Origin of the sequence: Kribbella monticola, assembly GCF_003261635.1 — a bacterium.
Lineage (GTDB): Bacteria > Actinomycetota > Actinomycetes > Propionibacteriales > Kribbellaceae > Kribbella > Kribbella monticola.
Map to the genome: position 1 here is coordinate 274,301 of NZ_QFXK01000022.1, position 16,650 is coordinate 290,950.

The following is a 16,650-nucleotide window of genomic DNA, read 5'->3' on the forward strand; positions in this document are numbered from 1 at the left end:
GCCTGGAGCTGGTACTAGTGGGGGAGTCCGGTTCGGTTCGCGTTGGAAGGGAATGTCTTGCGGCCTGGGGTTGAGGTACTGGTTCACGACACGGTGATTGTCTCCGCGGCGAGTTACCGGGAGGCACAGGAGACGGTCGGGATTCTGCGATCGTCTGGGATGGGCCGGGACAGCCTGGCCATCGTCGGGGCCGAACTCGTCCTGACCGAGAGACCTCGGATCTCCACCGCCCGGCTCGCCGCCAAGAACGCGGGCACCGGCCTCGCTGCCGGCCTGCTGGCGGCGGTATTCGTGACGCTCGTCGCCGACACCAACCTGAGCGGCCTCGCCGTGCTCCTCTGGGGCGCCGTGTACGGCGTACTGGTCGGCGGCCTCATCGGCCTGTTCCGCGGCCTCATCCACAACCGCCCGGACGCTGTCTTCACCGACTTGCTCCCGGCCCGCTACGAGGTCCGCGCCACAGCCACCGACGCCTCAGTCGCCCGAGCCCTCCTCGACCAGCAGAACCACCGCACGCCCGAGTCGCAGGATCCAGGTCTCTCCCACGCAGCCTGATCCGTTCAGTGGGTGATGGTGACGCGGAGGATTCGGTCGTCGCCGGGTTTGGGGTTGCCGCGGCCGTCGGTGTTCGAGGTGGTTAGCCACAGGGAGCCGTCGGGGGCGGCTTCGACGGTGCGGAGGCGGCCGAAGCGTTTGGTGAAGTAGGCGACCGGTTCACCAGTACGCCGTCCGTCGGCGACCGGGATCGCCCAGAGCCGCTCGCCTCGGAGGCCCGCCATGAAGATGTGTCCCTGGGCGAACGTGATTCCCGACGGTGACGCGTCGCTCGTGCGCCACTGGGCGATCGGGTCGACCATGCCGTCGAGCTGGCTGACGCCTTCTGCCGCCGGCCAGCCGTAGTTGGCGCCGGAGGTGATCGCGTTCAGCTCGTCCCAGGTGTCCTGCCCGAACTCGGCGGCGTACAACTGCGAGCCGTCGAAAGCGAGCCCCTGTACATTCCGGTGCCCCTTCGAGAACCACAGCCGTCCACCCGGGTTGCCCGGCGCCGCCTTGCCGTCGGTGGTGAGGCGGAGAATCTTGCCGCCGAGGGAGTCGTCGTTCTGCGAGTTCGGCCGGTCGCTGCCGTCACCCGTTCCGGCGTACAGGAAGCCGTCGGGGCCGAACCGCAGCCGGCCGCCGTTGTGGATCGCCGACATCGGGATCCCGTCGAGGATCACCTCCGGGCTGCCGATCCGCCCGTTCTCGAACGTCAGCCGCGCGATCCGGTTGTCCTTGCCGGTCGAGTAGTACGCATAAACGAAAGGCCTCGCCGGGTACTTCGGATCAACCGCGAGCCCGAGCAGCCCGCCCTCGCTCGACGAGGCGACGCCCGGCACGGTCCCTACCTCGGTGACGCGCCCACCCGCGATGCGCTTCACCTTGCCCGAGTCACGCTCACCGACCAACGCCGACCTGTCGGGCAGGAACGCCAGTCCCCACGGCACCTCGATCCCAGTCGCCACCGTCCCGGCGACGGTCAGCTTCAAGGCGCGAGGCTGGGTGGATCCGGCAGGACTCGACGGTACGTCGGTAGGCGACGCGGTGGACACGGACGGCTCCGCGTCGCCGCCGCCGTCGCTGCAACCCGCCACCAAGGCGCCCGCGGCCGCCAGCACCACCGCAGTACGAACCCAGCCGCTTGCCTTGAGCACCTTCGTCTCCTTCAATCGGCCACCTGGCCCAAACTACGCGGCGCCCCCAGCCGAACGCTGTTCTCTCCGACACTCTTAACCAACCAACAGGGCCCCGGGTTAGCCAATCGACTGTGCGGAGTCGGCGGTTGTTCGTACAGTCCTCCGTGTGAAGCCGATCAGGTTGCCGTTGCGGGAGGAGTTCGCCGCCTTGCTGACCAAGCTGGTGGCGGCGGTGGGGGAGGCGCCGGATCTTTACGCGGACTACGGGCGGTGGCAGCTGTATCGAGTGGCGGCCGCCGATGCGGGGCTTCGCGAGCTGCTGCTGAGTGTGGTGGAGGAAGAGCCCGATCGAGCGCTGGCCCGGGCTGTGGTGGTGTACATGCTCGAGCAGGTCGGCCCTGACGAGCACGCGCAGTGGATCGAGAGGCTGGCCGAAGACGAGCGGGAGTTCGCCGAGCGGCGCAGTACGGAGTGGCGGGTGTTGCTGCGAGCGCGCGAACAACCGTTGAGCCGCGAGGAGGTCGAGGCCGGGCTCAACAGCTGGAGCGACTGGCTGCAGTTGCGGATTCCGCCGTACGTCGAAGCGGAGGCGCGCCGGATCATCGAGGAGCGCGGCCGGACGGCCCGCATCCGTCAGCTGGCCAAGGCGCCGAACAGGCTAGGGACCTGACAGCGCCGGCCCCATCGATCGAGGGACCGGCGCGCCAGAGGGGTTTCAGCTGAGCCAGGTCGGGCGGAGGGGGAAGTCCGACGAGGCGTCGTCGTGGAGTTTGACGGCGAGGATCTGGTGCAGCTGGGTGTTGTTGCGCTCGAAGCCGACCCGGCAGGCGGCCAGGTACAGGCCCCAGATCTTCGCGGTCGCGAAGCCGACCTCTTCGACCGCTTCGTCCCAGTGCGCGACCAGGTTCTCGGACCAGCCGCGCAGCGTCAGCGCGTAGTGCTCGCGCAGGTTCTCCTCGTGCCGGACCTCGAACCCGGCGTCCTGGGCGTCGGCGATGATGCGGCCGGAGCCGATCAGTTCGCCGTCGGGGAAGATGTAGCGGTCGATGAAGGCGCCGGTCGGCCGGAACCGGTTGTCCGGCCGGGTGATCATGTGGTTCAGCAGCCGGCCGCCGGGACGCAGCCGGTCGAGCAGGAAACCGAAGTACGACGGGTAGTTGCGGACGCCGATGTGTTCGGTCAGTCCGATCGAGCTGATCGCGTCGAAGTCGCGCTCGGACACGTCGCGGTAGTCGGAGAACCGAACCTCGGCGAGGTGCTCCAGGCCCTCGCGCTTGATCGCCTCCTGCGCCCACTCGGCCTGCGCGGCCGACAGGGTCACGCCGACCGCCTTCACGCCGTACTCGCGGGCCGCGTGCCGGACCATGCCGCCCCAGCCGCAGCCCACGTCGAGCAGCCGCTGCCCGGCCTTCAGATCGAGCTTGCGCGCGACCAGGTCGTACTTCTCGTACTGTGCCTCCTCGAGCGTCGCGTCCAGCGTCGGAAAGACGGCGCAGGTGTAGGTCATCGACGGGCCGAGGATGTACTCGTAGAACTTGTTCGACACGTCGTAGTGGTGGTGGATCGCGACCTTGTCCCTGGTCCGGGAATGCCGCAGGCCTTCGAACGTACGACGCCATTTCGGCAGGTGCTCCTGCGGCGGCGGGGGCGGCGGCTTGAGGTGACTCCAGCCCAGCCCGCGAACGATGCGCAGCGCCTCGGCCGGCGAGGGCCGCTGGAAGTGCAGCTCGTTGAGCATCAGCTTCATCAGGTCGTACGGGTTGCCCGGGTGGACGCCGGTGATCTCGAGATCGCCTTGTACGTAAGCGCGGACCATGCCGAGGTCACCCGGCGCGGTCAGCACATAGGAGAGCCCACGCTCGGTGGCCAGGTGCATGTGGACCGCGGAGTCCTCGGGCCCGGTCGAGCTGCCGTCGTACGCCGTGAAGCGGAAAGGGAGCCCGGCCGGCGCCACCGCTGTCAGCGCCGCTGCGATCGAAACCTGCGTCGGAAGTGTTGCCGTCATCGACGCGTCACCGCCTTCTCGTAGAGCCCGGTGAGCCGGGCGTCGGGGTCGTAGCGATTCTTCACTTCGGTCAGGGCCGGGACGTTGTACAGCCGGTCGAACGTGTCCCGGTCGTAGTAGGCGTCGGAGTACAAGGACTTGTGGCCGTCGAAGTCGGCGACGGCCGCTTCGATCCGCCGGTTCACGTCGCCGTCGGCGGCGCCCGGGGCGATCGGTACGGTGCCCCAGAAACCCACGTTCACGTAGGTTTCGCGGGGCTTCAACGGGTACAGCGGCCAGGACTCGTCGCCGCGCAGCCGCAGCGGGCAGAGCCAGACCGGCCGCATTCCGACCTCGGCGTCGAACCAGCGCAGGAAGCCGGCCAGTTGCGCGGCCGGGATCTCGACGTCCTGGACGACGCGCTCGCGGTCGGGGTTGCCGCGGCGGCGATTGATGCGCGCGGCAACTTGATGGCGGTTCTCGAACCCGATGATCTTGTGGTAGACGTCGCTGCGCCGAAGCTTTCGGGGCCAGACCCGCCGGATATAAGGGTTCTGAGCACCGAAGGCGGCCGAGCACCAGAACCAGTCGGTGTCCCAGCGCCACAGGTAGTCGTTGGCGGTGAGGAAGTCGGTCGATCGTTGCTGGATCGACTTGTAGAAGATCTGCTGACCGGTGTAGTCACTCGTCCGTACTGCGGCGTCGCTGTTCCGCCCGAGGGTCAGATAGGCCTCGTCGGGGGTGAAGACGACGCCGTCGACGAAGTGCACCGGCTGGTCGGCATAGGTGCCGGCGGCAACGATCGACTCGATCGCCGGGCCCAGTTCGTCCAGACCGAGGCGGACATGCCGAAGCGCGACGTACGGGGAGATCGGTTCGAGCTCGATCCGCAGCCGGGTCGCGTAGCCGAGGGAGCCGTAGGAGTTGGGGAAGGTCCGGAACAGGTCGGCGTGTTCGCCCTCGGGGCGCGCCGTGACGAGCTCGCCCGAGCCGGTCAGGATGTCGAGCTCGAGGACGGACTCGTGCGGCAGGCCGTTGCGGTACGACGTCGACTCGATCCCGAGCCCGGTGACCGCGCCACCGAGCGTGATCGTGCGCAACTGCGGGACGACCAGTGGCATCAACCCGTGCGGGAGGGTCGCGGCGACCAGGTCTTCGTACGTGCACATGCCTTGCACGTCCGCCGTGCGCCCGACCGGGTCGACGCTGATCACGCCGGTCAGGCCGGACACGTCCAGACCCGGGGTCTCGACCGTCGTCCGGGGGCGGAACAGGTTCGAACTGCGCTTGGCCAGCCGGACGGGTTGCCCCGCCGGGATGCGCTGGTAGGACGCTCGCAGCCGTCCTACGGCCTGATCGTGATCGAGAGTAGCGGCCAGATCCGATGTCGAAGGCACCGATCCAGAGTACGACCGATCGCGTGGTCAGGCACGGAATTCTCACCATCTTCGAGTCCCCTTTAGGACCACGCGGTCCAGTGGTCCTAACCGCCTGCCGGACGTGATCGAGTTCTGTCCGCGGCTGCGGGTAGGTTCTGGACATGGCTGATGCGGTGAAGGCGTGGCTGCCCTGGCAGGACGCGGACAGCTTCCTCGGTGGGCTGCCGGCGGGATTCGACGTCGAGTACTTCGCGGGAGGTGACCGGCCGCCGTCGCTGGAGACGGTCGAGTTCTACGTTCCCAGCTACATGGGCAGTTCGGCCCTCGCCGAGATCATCCAGGACATGCCCGCGCTCAAGGTCGTCCAGACCCAGACAGCCGGCTTCGAGAACTTCTTGCCCTTCCTCGGCGAAGACGTCACCTTGTGCAACGCGCGGGGCGTGCACGACGCGTCCACCGCCGAGCTCGCCGTCGCGCTGATCCTCGCGTCATACCGGAATCTCCCGCGGGCCGTGCGCGACCAGGAGCGCGGGCACTGGCCCTCGTCGTACGCGGAGATGGACGACTCACTTGCCGACCGGACCGTGCTGATCCTCGGCTACGGCTCGATCGGCGAGGCGCTCGAGCGCCGCCTCGCCGGCTTCGAGTGCGAGGTACTCCGGGTGGCGCGCCGCGCTCGCGAAGGCGTCGCCCCGATCACCGAGCTGCCGAGTCTGCTCCCGAAGGCGGACGTCGTCGTGCTGCTCACCCCCGCGACGGCCGAGACCCGCGGTCTGGTCGACGAGAAGTTCCTGGCGGGGATGAAGGACGGCGCGCTGCTGGTCAACGTCGCCCGCGGTGTCGTCGTGAACACGGACGCGTTGCTGTCCGAGCTGACCTCGGGCCGGATCCGCGCCGCCCTCGACGTCACCGACCCCGAACCGTTGCCCCCCGGCCATCCGCTGTGGTCTGCTCCGAATGTGCTGGTGAACCCGCATCGCGGCGGCGCCTCGACGGCCTTCGAGCCCCGGGTCGCCCGGCTGGTCCGCGCCCAGCTGGAGCGCTACGCGAGAGGCGAACCACTGATCAACGTGGTGGCCGGGCCGGCCCGATGAAAACTGTCGGTGAGGTCCGCTTAGCTGACTGAACGGCCGTTCCGGGCCGAGGCTGTTCCGGGGAGAAGGAGGACGACGATGTCCGAGGCTGTGTTGCTGATCGGGACCAAGAAGGGGCTCTGGGTCGGGCGGAGTGACGCCGCGCGCCGGGAGTGGGTCCTGGAAGGGCCGTCGTTCGAGATGCAGGGCGTCTACTCGGTGGGCATCGACACGCGCGGCGAGCGACCACGGCTGTTCGCGGGCGGCACCAGCGAGCACTGGGGGCCGGCGGTGTTCCACTCCGACGACCTCGGTCAGACCTGGGCGGAGCCACCGGAGGGTTCGATCGGCTTCCCCGAGGAGGCGGACGCCTCGCTCGAGCGGGTCTGGCAGATCCAGCCCGGTCCGCCCGACCGGCCAGAAGTCGTGTACGCCGGTGCGCAGCCGTCCTCGTTGTGGAAGTCGACCGACGGGGGAGTGACGTTCGAGCTGGTCCGCGGCCTGTGGGACCACCCGCACCGCAAGGACTGGGGTGCCGGCTTCGGCGGCCAGGCCGTGCACACCGTGCTGCCGCATCCGACCGACCCCGGCAAGGTCAGCGTCGCCATGTCGACCGGCGGGGTCTACCGGACCGCGGACGGCGGCGAGACCTGGGAGCCGGCGAACCAGGGCATCAAGGCGTACTTCTTCCCCGACCCGTATCCCGAGTTCGGCCAATGCGTGCACAAGCTCGCCGCGCACCCCGACGTACCGGAGCGGATGTTCGCGCAGAACCACCACGGCGTCTACCGGTCCGACGACGGCGGCACGATCTGGAAGTCGATCGCGGACGGTCTCCCGTCGGACTTCGGCTTCCCGATCGTGGTGCACCCGCACGAGCCGGACACCGTCTACGTCTTCCCGCTGATCGCCGACGGGAACAGGATCCCCACCGACGCGAAGTGCCGGGTCTACCGCTCGCGCGACGCTGGCTCCACCTGGGAGGCCTTGTCGAACGGGCTGCCCGACGTCCCCTCGTACGCGCCGGTCCTGCGTGACGCGCTCTGCACCGACCAGGGCGACCCGGCAGGTGTGTACGTCGGCACGCGCGACGGGTGCGTCTATGCGAGCGCGGACGCCGGTGACCACTGGACCGAGGTGGCTCGTCATCTCCCGGACGTGCTGACCGTCCGCGCGGCGGTTCTCGGCTGATGAAGGTCGGGGTGCGGCTGCCGACGGTGCTGAGACCGTTCGCGGGCGATGCGGAGCGGGTCGAGGTCGAGCCGGCCGAAGCGACGGTCGGCGGCGTCTTCGCCACCCTGGAAGGCGATCATCCGGCACTGCGGCGCCGGCTGGTCGACGAGCAGGGCGCGCTCCGCCGGCACGTCAACGTGTTCCTCGGCAACGACAACGTCCGCGACCTGAACGGCCTGAGTACACCGTTGTCCGACGGCGACGAACTGCTCATCCTCCCCAGCGTGGCCGGCGGCTGAACCGGGCCGGTGGTGACCACGAAGTGGACGGTCATACAGTGAGACACATGTCCACGAACACCGGTACAGACGCTGCGAAGAACACACCTGACATCAAGCCCAGAAGCCGGACCGTCACCGACGGGCTCGAGGCCACTGCCTCCCGCGGCATGCTCCGTGCCGTCGGCATGGGTGACGACGACTGGGTCAAGCCGCAGATCGGCGTAGCGTCGAGCTGGAACGAGATCACCCCGTGCAACCTGTCCCTCGACCGGCTCGCGAAGGCCGTCAAGGACGGCGTGCACGCGGCCAACGGGTATCCGCTGGAGTTCGGCACGATCAGCGTGTCCGACGGCATCTCGATGGGCCACGTCGGCATGCACTACTCGCTGGTGAGCCGCGAGATCATCGCCGACTCGGTGGAGACGGTGATGGAGGCCGAGCGCCTCGACGGCTCGGTGCTGCTGGCCGGCTGTGACAAGTCGCTGCCCGGCATGCTGATGGCAGCCGCCCGCCTCGACCTCGCCAGTGTGTTCCTGTACGCCGGTTCGATCATGCCGGGCCGGCTCGGGGACAAGGACGTCACGATCATCGACGCCTTCGAAGCGGTCGGCGCGTGCGCCCGCGGCCTGATCACCCGCGAGCAGGTCGACGCCGTCGAGCGCGCGATCTGCCCGGGCGAAGGCGCCTGCGGTGGCATGTACACCGCGAACACGATGGCTTCGGCCGCCGAGGCACTGGGCATGTCGCTGCCCGGCTCGGCCGCTCCGCCCGCGGTGGACCGCCGCCGCGACGGGTTCGCCCGCAAGTCCGGCGAGGCCGTGGTGAACCTGCTGGCCAAGGGGATCACCGCCCGGCAGATCCTCACCCGTGAAGCCTTCGAGAACGCGATCGCCGTCGTGATGGCGCTCGGCGGCTCCACCAACGCCGTCCTGCACCTGCTCGCGATCGCCCGCGAGGCCGAGGTCGACCTGACCCTCGACGACTTCAACCGGATCGGCGACAAGGTCCCGCACCTGGGCGACCTGAAGCCGTTCGGCCGCTACGTGATGACGGACGTCGACCGCGTCGGCGGCATCCCGGTGATCATGCGCGCCCTGCTCGACGCGGGTCTGCTGCACGGCGACTGCCTGACCGTGACCGGCAAGACGATGGCCGAGAACCTGGCCGACATCGCACCGCCGGACGTCGACGGCACGATCATCCGGGCGCTGGACAAGCCGATCCACGGCACCGGCGGGATCACGATCCTCAACGGCACGCTGGCGCCGGAGGGTGCGGTCGTGAAGAGCGCCGGATTCGACTCCGACGTGTTCGAGGGCACCGCGCGGGTGTTCGACGGCGAGCGGGGTGCGATGGACGCGGTCGAGGACGGTTCGATGAAGGCCGGCGACGTCGTGGTGATCCGCTACGAGGGCCCGAAGGGCGGTCCGGGCATGCGCGAGATGCTCGCGGTCACCGGTGCGATCAAGGGCGCCGGCCTCGGCAAGGACGTCCTGCTCCTCACCGACGGCCGCTTCTCCGGCGGTACGACGGGGTTGTGCGTCGGCCACGTCGCTCCGGAGGCGGTCGACGGCGGCCCGATCGCGTTCGTCCGCGACGGCGACCGGATCACGCTCGACGTCAAGAATCGCACCCTCGAGTTGCACGTCGAGCCCGAGGAGCTGGAGCGCCGCCGCGAGGGCTGGACCCCGAAGACCCCGGCGATCACCAAGGGCGTGCTGGGCAAGTACACCCGCCTGGTCCGCTCCGCCTCCGAAGGCGCCGTCTGCATCTGAGCATGACCTGACTGCCCCCAGGAGCGTTAGTTCCTGGAGGCAGTTCTAAACTGGTCATTTGTAAGACGGTCGTCTCACTCAATGAGACACACAGCCGGCAGGCTTGACCGGATCGAGGGGAGTCGGCAAAGGTGACTGCATGCGATCGATTCTCCTCGTACTTGTGCGGCGCGCCGACTGACGCGACCACCGAGTCGAGCGCGCCCCCTTCAGCCCACCCGGCGGAGGGGGTTTTCTGTTGTTCGGGGCCGGTTCCTGCGATCCAGGGCCTGGCCACCAGGCCCCAGGGCCGAGGACGATCGATCGCGCAAGCCGCACCGAAAAGATCTACCGTGACTGACAAGGGAAGGCACTCATGAGTGAGCAGCTGACCGGGGCACAGGCTCTGATCCGCGCACTGGAACATGCCGGCGTCGACACCGTCTTCGGCATCCCGGGCGGCGCGATCCTCCCGGCGTACGACCCGATGCTCGACTCGACCCAGATCCGCCACATCCTGGTACGTCACGAGCAGGGCGCCGGCCACGCCGCGCAGGGCTACGCCTCGGCGACCGGCAAGACCGGCGTCTGTATGGCGACCTCCGGCCCGGGCGCGACCAACCTGGTCACCCCGATCGCCGACGCCTACATGGACTCGGTGCCGATGGTCGCGATCACCGGCCAGGTCGCCAGCGCGTCGATCGGGACCGACGCCTTCCAGGAGGCCGACATCCGCGGCATCACGATGCCGATCACCAAGCACAACTTCCTGGTCAACGACCCGAACGAGATCGCCAGCACGATCGCCGAGGCGTTCCACATCGCCTCCACCGGTCGCCCCGGCCCGGTCCTGGTCGACGTCACCAAGGACGCGATGCAGGCGACCGTGGACTTCCACTGGCCGACCGAGCTGTCGCTGCCGGGGTACCGGCCGGTCACCCGCCCGCACCCCAAGCAGGTGCGCGAGGCGGCCCGGCTGATCGCCGCGGCGGAGAAGCCGGTCCTGTACGTCGGCGGCGGCGTGATCCGGGCGAAGGCGAGCGCCGAGCTGAAGCAGCTCGCGGAGTTGCTCGGCATCCCGGTGGTCACCACGCTGATGGCCCGCGGCGCGCTGCCCGACACCCACGAGCTGCACTTCGGGATGCCCGGCATGCACGGCTCGGTCTCGGCCGTCGGTGCCCTCCAGCGCTCCGATCTGCTGATCTGCCTGGGCGCGCGGTTCGACGACCGGGTGACCGGCAAGCTGAGCTCGTTCGCGCCCGAGGCCAAGGTCATCCACGCCGACATCGACCCGGCCGAGATCGGCAAGAACCGGGCCGCGGACGTGCCGATCGTGGGTGACTGCAAGGAGGTCATCAGCGACCTCATCCAGGCGCTGCAGACGGAGATCGCGAGCAACGGCCGGACGCCGGACTACTCGGCCTGGCGCGGCCTGCTGGACTCGGTCAAGGCGAAATACCCGGTCGGGTACGACGAGCCGGAGGACGGCAGCCTGTCCCCGCAGTACGTGATCCAGCGGATCGGCCAGATCGCCGGGCCGGACGCGATCTACACCAGCGGCGTCGGTCAGCACCAGATGTGGGCCGCGCACTACCTGCCGTTCGAGAAGCCGCTGCACTGGCTGAACTCCGGCGGCCTCGGCACGATGGGGTACTCCGTGCCCGCCGCGATGGGCGCCAAGGTCGCGCGCCCGGACAAGACCGTCTGGGCGATCGACGGCGACGGCTGTTTCCAGATGACGAACCAGGAGCTCGTCACCTGTGCGCTGGAGGGCATCCCGATCAAGGTTGCCGTCATCAACAACCAGTCGCTGGGCATGGTCCGGCAGTGGCAGACGCTGTTCTACGACAAGCGCTACTCCAACACCGACCTGCACTCCGCGCGGATCCCGGACTTCGCCAAGCTGGCCGAGGCGATGGGTGGCGTGGGGCTGCGGTGCTCCGACAAGGAGTCGGTCGACGCGACCATCGACAAGGCGATGTCGGTCACCGACCAGCCGGTCGTGGTCGACTTCGTGGTCCACCGCGACGCGATGGTCTGGCCGATGGTTGCCGCCGGCACCAGTAACGACGACATCCAGATCGCCCGCGACATGGCACCGAAGTGGGACGGGGAGGAGCTGTAATGTCGAAACACACCCTGAGCATCCTGGTCGAGAACAAGCACGGTGTGCTGGCCCGCGTGGCCGCGCTCATCTCGCGGCGCGGGTTCAACATCGACTCGCTCGCGGTCGGCCCGACCGAGCACCCGGAAGTGTCCCGGATGACCATCGCGGTCAGCGTCGACGAGCAGCCGCTGGAGCAGATCACCAAACAGCTGAACAAGCTGGTGAACGTGATCAAGATCGTCGAACTCGAGCCGACCGCCACCGTGCAGCGCGAACTGCTGCTGGTGAAGGTCAAGGCCGACACCCTCAGCCGCGGCCAGGTATTGGAGACCGTCCAGCTCTTCCGTGCCAAGGTGGTGGACGTGGCTCCGGACGCGATCACCATCGAGGCGACCGGCAACCCCGAGAAGCTCGAGGCCATGCTGCGGGTGCTGGAGCCGTTCGGCGTCCGCGAGCTGGTGCAGTCCGGCATGGTCGCGATCGGCCGGGGCAGCCGCTCCATCTCCGATCGCACCCTGCGCCCGGTCCCGGTCCCGCCACCGCACGTGGCCTCCGGAGCCCCGGCGCTGCAGGCCCGCCCGGCCACCAGCCAGGCGGGTTCCGCGAGCAGTCCGACCGGTACGACGAGTCCATCCGGCAACTCACCGGCCGCCCACCACCCGAACCACCCGGTGCCGGCGCCGCCGCCGGGTCGCCCCGCCGCCGGAGTACGCCCGGCCTGAGCAGCGCGGCGCCGGGAAGCCCCGGCAAGCAGTACCCAGGCCCACCACCTGCCCGGCGGCAGGACCGAACCAAACCCCCGGCCGGCACCCCGTAGTACCGGCACGACCTTCCGAGAAATCAAGGAGACGAGCTCCCAGTGGCAGCAGAAATGTTCTACGACGACAACGCCGACCTGTCGGTGATCCAGGGCCGCAACGTGGCCGTGCTCGGCTTCGGCAGCCAGGGCCACGCCCACGCGCTGTCCCTGCGCGACTCCGGCGTCGACGTCCGGGTCGGCCTGCCCGAGGGCTCCAAGAGCCGGGCCAAGGCCGAGGCGCAGGGCCTGCGGGTGCTGACCCCGTTCGAGGCGTGCGAGGAGGCCGACGTGATCGTCGTCCTCGCCCCGGACCCGGCCCAGCGGTCGCTCTACAAGGAGGCCATCGAGCCGAACCTGGTCGACGGCGACGCGCTCGTCTTCGGTCACGGCTTCAACATCCGCTTCGGCTACATCAAGCCCCCGGCCGGCGTGGACGTGTTCATGGTCGCCCCGAAGGGCCCCGGTCACCTGGTCCGCCGTGAGTTCAGCGAAGGCCGCGGCGTGCCCGTGCTCGTCGCTGTCGAGCAGGACGCGACCGGCAAGGCCTGGGACCTCGCGCTCTCCTACGCCAAGGGGATCGGCGGCCTGCGCGCCGGCGGTATCAAGACCACCTTCACCGAGGAGACCGAGACCGACCTGTTCGGCGAGCAGGCCGTGCTCTGTGGCGGCGTGTCCCAGCTGATCCAGTCGGGCTTCGAGGTGCTCACCGAGGCCGGCTACCAGCCCGAGGTCGCGTACTTCGAGTGCCTGCACGAGCTCAAGCTGATCGTCGACCTGATCTACGAAGGCGGTATCGCCAAGCAGCGCTGGTCGGTGTCCGACACCGCCGAGTACGGCGACTACGTGTCCGGTCCGCGGATCATCGACGAGTCGGTCAAGCAGCGGATGAAGGAGGTGCTCGGTGACATCACCGACGGTACCTTCGCGGCCCGCTTCATCGCCGACCAGGACGCCGGTGCGCCGGAGTTCGCGGAGTTCCGCAAGAAGAGCCAGGAGCACCCGATCGAGGCTGTCGGCAAGGAGCTGCGTGGCCTGATGGCGTGGGTCAAGTCGCACGACGACGACTACGTCGAGGGCAGCGCCGCGCGCTGATCCGCCGTACGCCGGACGCCCGGGTCGCCGCTGTCGCGGGGGCCCGGGCGTCGCCCTTTTGTCTGACAGAATCGGCGGTGATACCGGCCAAGGGGAGGTAGCGATGGCGGACGGCCCGGGCGATCTGCCGAAGCCACCCCGTCGCATCCCGAGCTGGGCGACCGTGGACGACGAAGTGACGGCCGGGAGCCGCACGACGATCCAGCCGCGACCCGCGCCGGTGGAGCCGGATTCGCCGGCCCCGCGGCCCCGTGCTCTGGGACTGCTGACGACCATCCCCTTGGTGGTGCTGATCATCTCGGCTGGTGTCGGCGCGGGCTGGGTGCTGCGGGAGCAGACTCAGGGTGCTGCGCTGTCGAGCCTCGATACGGGCACCGTGCAGAAGGCGAGCGGGCCGAGCGTCGTACGGGTGCTGGCCAGTACGTGTGCCGGGACGGGGGAGGCGACCGGCGTGCTGTTCGACGACGGGAAGGTGCTCACCGCCGCGTCGGCCATCCGGCAGCCGGTGTCGGTCGCCGTGGTGACCACGGACGGCCGGATCCGCCGCGCCCCGGTGGTGGGCACGAGCGACGACGGCGTCGCCGTACTGCAATTGGCCGGCCGGCTGGACGGTTCCACGGCCACGATCGCGACGGCATCGCCGGATGCGAAGGCTTCGCGCGCGATCATCGGGTTCGATCAGAGTGGCAGACAATCGATCCAGCAGGCCGGTACGACGGCGCAGCCGCGCCCGCTGCCCGAGTTCCTCGACCCGGCCTCACTCGGCGCGCCGGTGCTCAACCGGAACGGCCAGGTCATCGGCCTGGTCACCGGCAATACCGTTGCCTCAGGCAAGATCATTGACCTGGACCAAGTACGCCGGTACGCCGGTGCGGCGCCCGACGTGGCTCCGGAGCCGGCCGGGAACTGCCTGGCTCGTGGTCCGCGCACGGCCGTGCAACCCTCGTTGAGCGTGGCGGCGAGTCCGCTGGCTGTCGAGGTGCAGCGGCTGTTCACGTCGTACTTCAAAGCGCTGAATCAGCACGACTTCCTGGCGATGCGGGACACGTACTCCAAGGGGCTCGCGTCATCGAGTACGCAGGAGGAGTTCACGCGGACGCACGGGACGTCGTACGCGTTCGAGCCGGTGATCACGGAAGTCGGCGGATCGGGGGAGGAGTCGGCGACGGCGCGGCTGACGTTCACGGTGTTGTTCTCACCGAAGAGCGCCGGAGCCAAGGGGACGACCTGTAGCAGGCTCGACCTGCGCTACAAGCTGGTCCGCGAGCAGGGTCGGCTCCGGATCGACGCGGCCACCAGCGTCGCCTCCAACCACAGTTGCGACACCGACTGAGCCTTTCGTCGTACGAGGGTTGATACCCCCGCAGGCATGGTCCGGGCGGCTGGTAGCATCGTTTTCAGCGGGCACAGCGCGGTGCTCTGATCGTTCGAGCCCCCAACCGCTTCTGCAGGAGACTTCTCCCATGACTGACGCTCAACGGCCCGTCGTCCTGATCGCCGAAGAACTGTCCCCGGCCACCGTCGAGGCACTCGGCCCCGACTTCGAGATCCGGCACACCAACGGCGCCGACCGCGCCGAACTGCTGCCGGCCATCGCCGACGTCGACGCCATCCTGATCCGCAGCGCAACCAAGGTGGACGCCGAGGCGCTCGCCGCCGCGAAGAAGCTCAAGGTCGTCGCCCGCGCCGGGGTCGGCCTCGACAACGTCGACGTGAAGGCGGCCACCCAGGCCGGCGTGATGGTCGTCAACGCACCGACCTCCAACATCGTCTCCGCCGCCGAGCTCGCCGTCGCGCTGCTGCTCGCGGCCGCCCGCCGGGTCCCGGCCGCCGACCTCTCGCTGAAGAACGGCGAGTGGAAGCGGTCGAAGTTCTCCGGCGTCGAGCTGTTCGAGAAGACCGTCGGTATCGTCGGCCTCGGCAAGATCGGTGTCCTGGTCGCCCAGCGGCTGGCCGCCTTCGGCATGAACGTGATCGCGTACGACCCGTACGTGCAGGCCGGCCGCGCCGCGCAGATGGGCGTCCGCCTCGCGTCTTTGGACGAGCTCCTGGCGGCCTCGGACTTCATCAGCGTGCACCTGCCGAAGACGCCGGAGACGATCGGCCTGATCGGCGACGAGCAGCTGCACAAGGTCAAGCCCGAGGTCATCATCGTCAACGCCGCCCGTGGTGGCATCGTCGACGAGGCCGCGCTCTACACCGCGCTGAAGGAAGGCCGGGTCGCCGCGGCCGGACTGGACGTCTTCGCGAAGGAGCCGTGCACCGACTCGCCGCTGTTCGAGTTCGAGAACGTGGTCGCGACTCCGCACCTGGGTGCGTCGACCGAAGAGGCGCAGGAGAAGGCCGGTATCGCCGTCGCCAAGTCCGTGCGGCTCGCGCTGTCCGGTGAACTCGTGCCCGACGCGGTCAACGTCCAGGGCGGCGTGATCGCCGAGGACGTCCGGCCCGGTATCGCACTGACCGAGAAGCTCGGCCGGATCTTCACCGCACTCGCCGGTGGTGTCGCGCAGCAGCTCGACGTCGAGGTCCGCGGCGAGATCACCGAGTTCGACGTGAAGGTGCTCGAGCTCGCCGCGCTGAAGGGCGTCTTCGCGGATGTCGTCGAGGACAACGTGTCGTACGTGAACGCCCCGTTGCTCGCGGCCGAGCGCGGTCTCGAGGTTCGGCTCCTCACCGACCACGAATCCCCCGAACACCGCAACCTGATCACCCTCCGCGGCACCCTCGCCGACGGCGGCCAGGTCTCGGTCTCCGGCACCCTGGTCGGCGTGAAGCAGTCCGAGCGGCTGGTCGAGATCGACGGCTTCGACCTGGAGGTCGAGCTGGCCGCCCACCTGGCGTTCCTCAGCTACGAGGATCGCCCGGGCATCGTCGGCCAGGTCGGCGGCATCCTCGGCAAGTCCGACATCAACATCGCCGGCATGCAGGTCAGCCGCGACCGCAAGGGCGGCAAGGCCCTGGTCGCCCTCAGCGTCGACTCCACCATCCCGGTCACCGTCCTCGACGAGATCGCCACCGCCGTCCAGGCCGACACCGCCCGCACAGTAGACCTCGAGCTCTGACGCGCACTCCGCTAGCCGAGTGACCCGCCAGTAAGTTCTACTGGTAAGACAAGGACCGGCCTGCCGCCCGCAGGCGCATGGCGGCCGGCCAGGGCCCAGGCGCTCTCACCGAGAGCCCCTGGGCCCACCTTTTGTCTGTACTACGAGCAGCCGCCCACGCATGCTCCTCCGTCGCATGCTCCCCACCCCAGCCACGGCGCTCCTCCGCCGCGCCTCCCATGCTCCCCACCCCCAGCCACGGCGCTCCTCCGCCGCGCCTGCCATGCTCCCCAC

General features: G+C 69.1%; 14 protein-coding genes. 11 read left to right on the plus strand and 3 right to left on the minus strand.

What is annotated here, in order from left to right; genetic code table 11:
- The first annotated feature begins 93 nt into the window (after window positions 1-93).
- Window positions 94-555, plus strand: coding sequence for a hypothetical protein (locus DIZ26_RS10305; protein WP_332872721.1), 462 nt, complete (start codon window positions 94-96; stop codon window positions 553-555).
- Between the two features lie 5 nt (window positions 556-560).
- Here the strand turns inward: DIZ26_RS10305 and DIZ26_RS10310 are convergent, their stop codons facing one another.
- Window positions 561-1,706: a PQQ-dependent sugar dehydrogenase gene (locus tag DIZ26_RS10310; RefSeq protein WP_232828235.1), complete on the minus strand. Its 1,146-nt coding sequence runs from the start codon at window positions 1,704-1,706 to the stop codon at window positions 561-563.
- Between the two features lie 133 nt (window positions 1,707-1,839).
- On the opposite strand from DIZ26_RS10310, the gene DIZ26_RS10315 reads away from it, so the two are divergent.
- Window positions 1,840-2,343, plus strand: a complete 504-nt coding sequence (locus DIZ26_RS10315) for a hypothetical protein (protein ID WP_112239751.1) — start codon at window positions 1,840-1,842, stop codon at window positions 2,341-2,343.
- Window positions 2,344-2,388: 45 nt separating this feature from the next.
- Here DIZ26_RS10315 and DIZ26_RS10320 read toward each other — a convergent pair whose 3' ends face one another.
- Both DIZ26_RS10320 and DIZ26_RS10325 read right to left on the minus strand, forming a co-directional pair.
- A complete protein-coding gene (locus DIZ26_RS10320) occupies window positions 2,389-3,678 on the minus strand; it encodes an SAM-dependent methyltransferase (RefSeq protein ID WP_112239753.1) in 1,290 nt (429 codons plus the stop codon).
- The gene (locus DIZ26_RS10325) at window positions 3,675-5,054 is read right to left on the minus strand and encodes an FAD-binding oxidoreductase (RefSeq protein WP_232828236.1); all 1,380 of its coding nucleotides are present in this window, start codon (window positions 5,052-5,054) and stop codon (window positions 3,675-3,677) included. Before DIZ26_RS10325 ends, DIZ26_RS10320 begins: the two co-directional genes overlap by 4 nt.
- Window positions 5,055-5,197: 143 nt before the next feature.
- Here DIZ26_RS10325 and DIZ26_RS10330 point away from each other — a divergent pair, with 143 nt between their 5' ends.
- The 9 genes from DIZ26_RS10330 (at window position 5,198) to serA (ending at window position 16,377) form a co-directional block, all read left to right on the plus strand.
- The gene (locus DIZ26_RS10330) at window positions 5,198-6,130 is read left to right on the plus strand and encodes a 2-hydroxyacid dehydrogenase (protein ID WP_112239755.1); all 933 of its coding nucleotides are present in this window, start codon (window positions 5,198-5,200) and stop codon (window positions 6,128-6,130) included.
- Window positions 6,131-6,208: 78 nt separating this feature from the next.
- Window positions 6,209-7,300, plus strand: coding sequence for a WD40/YVTN/BNR-like repeat-containing protein (locus DIZ26_RS10335; RefSeq protein WP_112239757.1), 1,092 nt, complete (start codon window positions 6,209-6,211; stop codon window positions 7,298-7,300).
- A complete protein-coding gene (locus DIZ26_RS10340; RefSeq protein WP_112239759.1) occupies window positions 7,300-7,581 on the plus strand; it encodes a ubiquitin-like small modifier protein 1 in 282 nt (93 codons plus the stop codon). Before DIZ26_RS10335 ends, DIZ26_RS10340 begins: the two co-directional genes overlap by 1 nt.
- Before the next feature lie 47 nt (window positions 7,582-7,628).
- Window positions 7,629-9,338 (plus strand): dihydroxy-acid dehydratase, encoded by a 1,710-nt coding sequence (gene ilvD / locus DIZ26_RS10345; protein ID WP_112239761.1) that lies wholly within the window; start codon window positions 7,629-7,631, stop codon window positions 9,336-9,338.
- Window positions 9,339-9,693: 355 nt separating this feature from the next.
- On the plus strand, window positions 9,694-11,442 hold the full coding sequence (locus tag DIZ26_RS10350) for an acetolactate synthase large subunit (RefSeq protein ID WP_112239763.1): 1,749 nt from the start codon (window positions 9,694-9,696) through the stop codon (window positions 11,440-11,442).
- Window positions 11,442-12,146: an acetolactate synthase small subunit gene (gene ilvN, locus DIZ26_RS10355; protein WP_112239765.1), complete on the plus strand. Its 705-nt coding sequence runs from the start codon at window positions 11,442-11,444 to the stop codon at window positions 12,144-12,146. Before DIZ26_RS10350 ends, ilvN begins: the two co-directional genes overlap by 1 nt.
- Window positions 12,147-12,295: 149 nt before the next feature.
- Complete coding sequence (gene ilvC / locus DIZ26_RS10360; RefSeq protein ID WP_112239767.1) at window positions 12,296-13,315, plus strand: ketol-acid reductoisomerase; 1,020 nt, start codon at window positions 12,296-12,298, stop codon at window positions 13,313-13,315.
- Window positions 13,316-13,418: 103 nt separating this feature from the next.
- The gene (locus DIZ26_RS10365; RefSeq protein WP_112239769.1) at window positions 13,419-14,648 is read left to right on the plus strand and encodes a S1 family peptidase; all 1,230 of its coding nucleotides are present in this window, start codon (window positions 13,419-13,421) and stop codon (window positions 14,646-14,648) included.
- Window positions 14,649-14,778: 130 nt separating this feature from the next.
- Window positions 14,779-16,377 (plus strand): phosphoglycerate dehydrogenase, encoded by a 1,599-nt coding sequence (gene serA / locus DIZ26_RS10370; protein ID WP_112239771.1) that lies wholly within the window; start codon window positions 14,779-14,781, stop codon window positions 16,375-16,377.
- Window positions 16,378-16,650 lie beyond the last annotated feature (273 nt).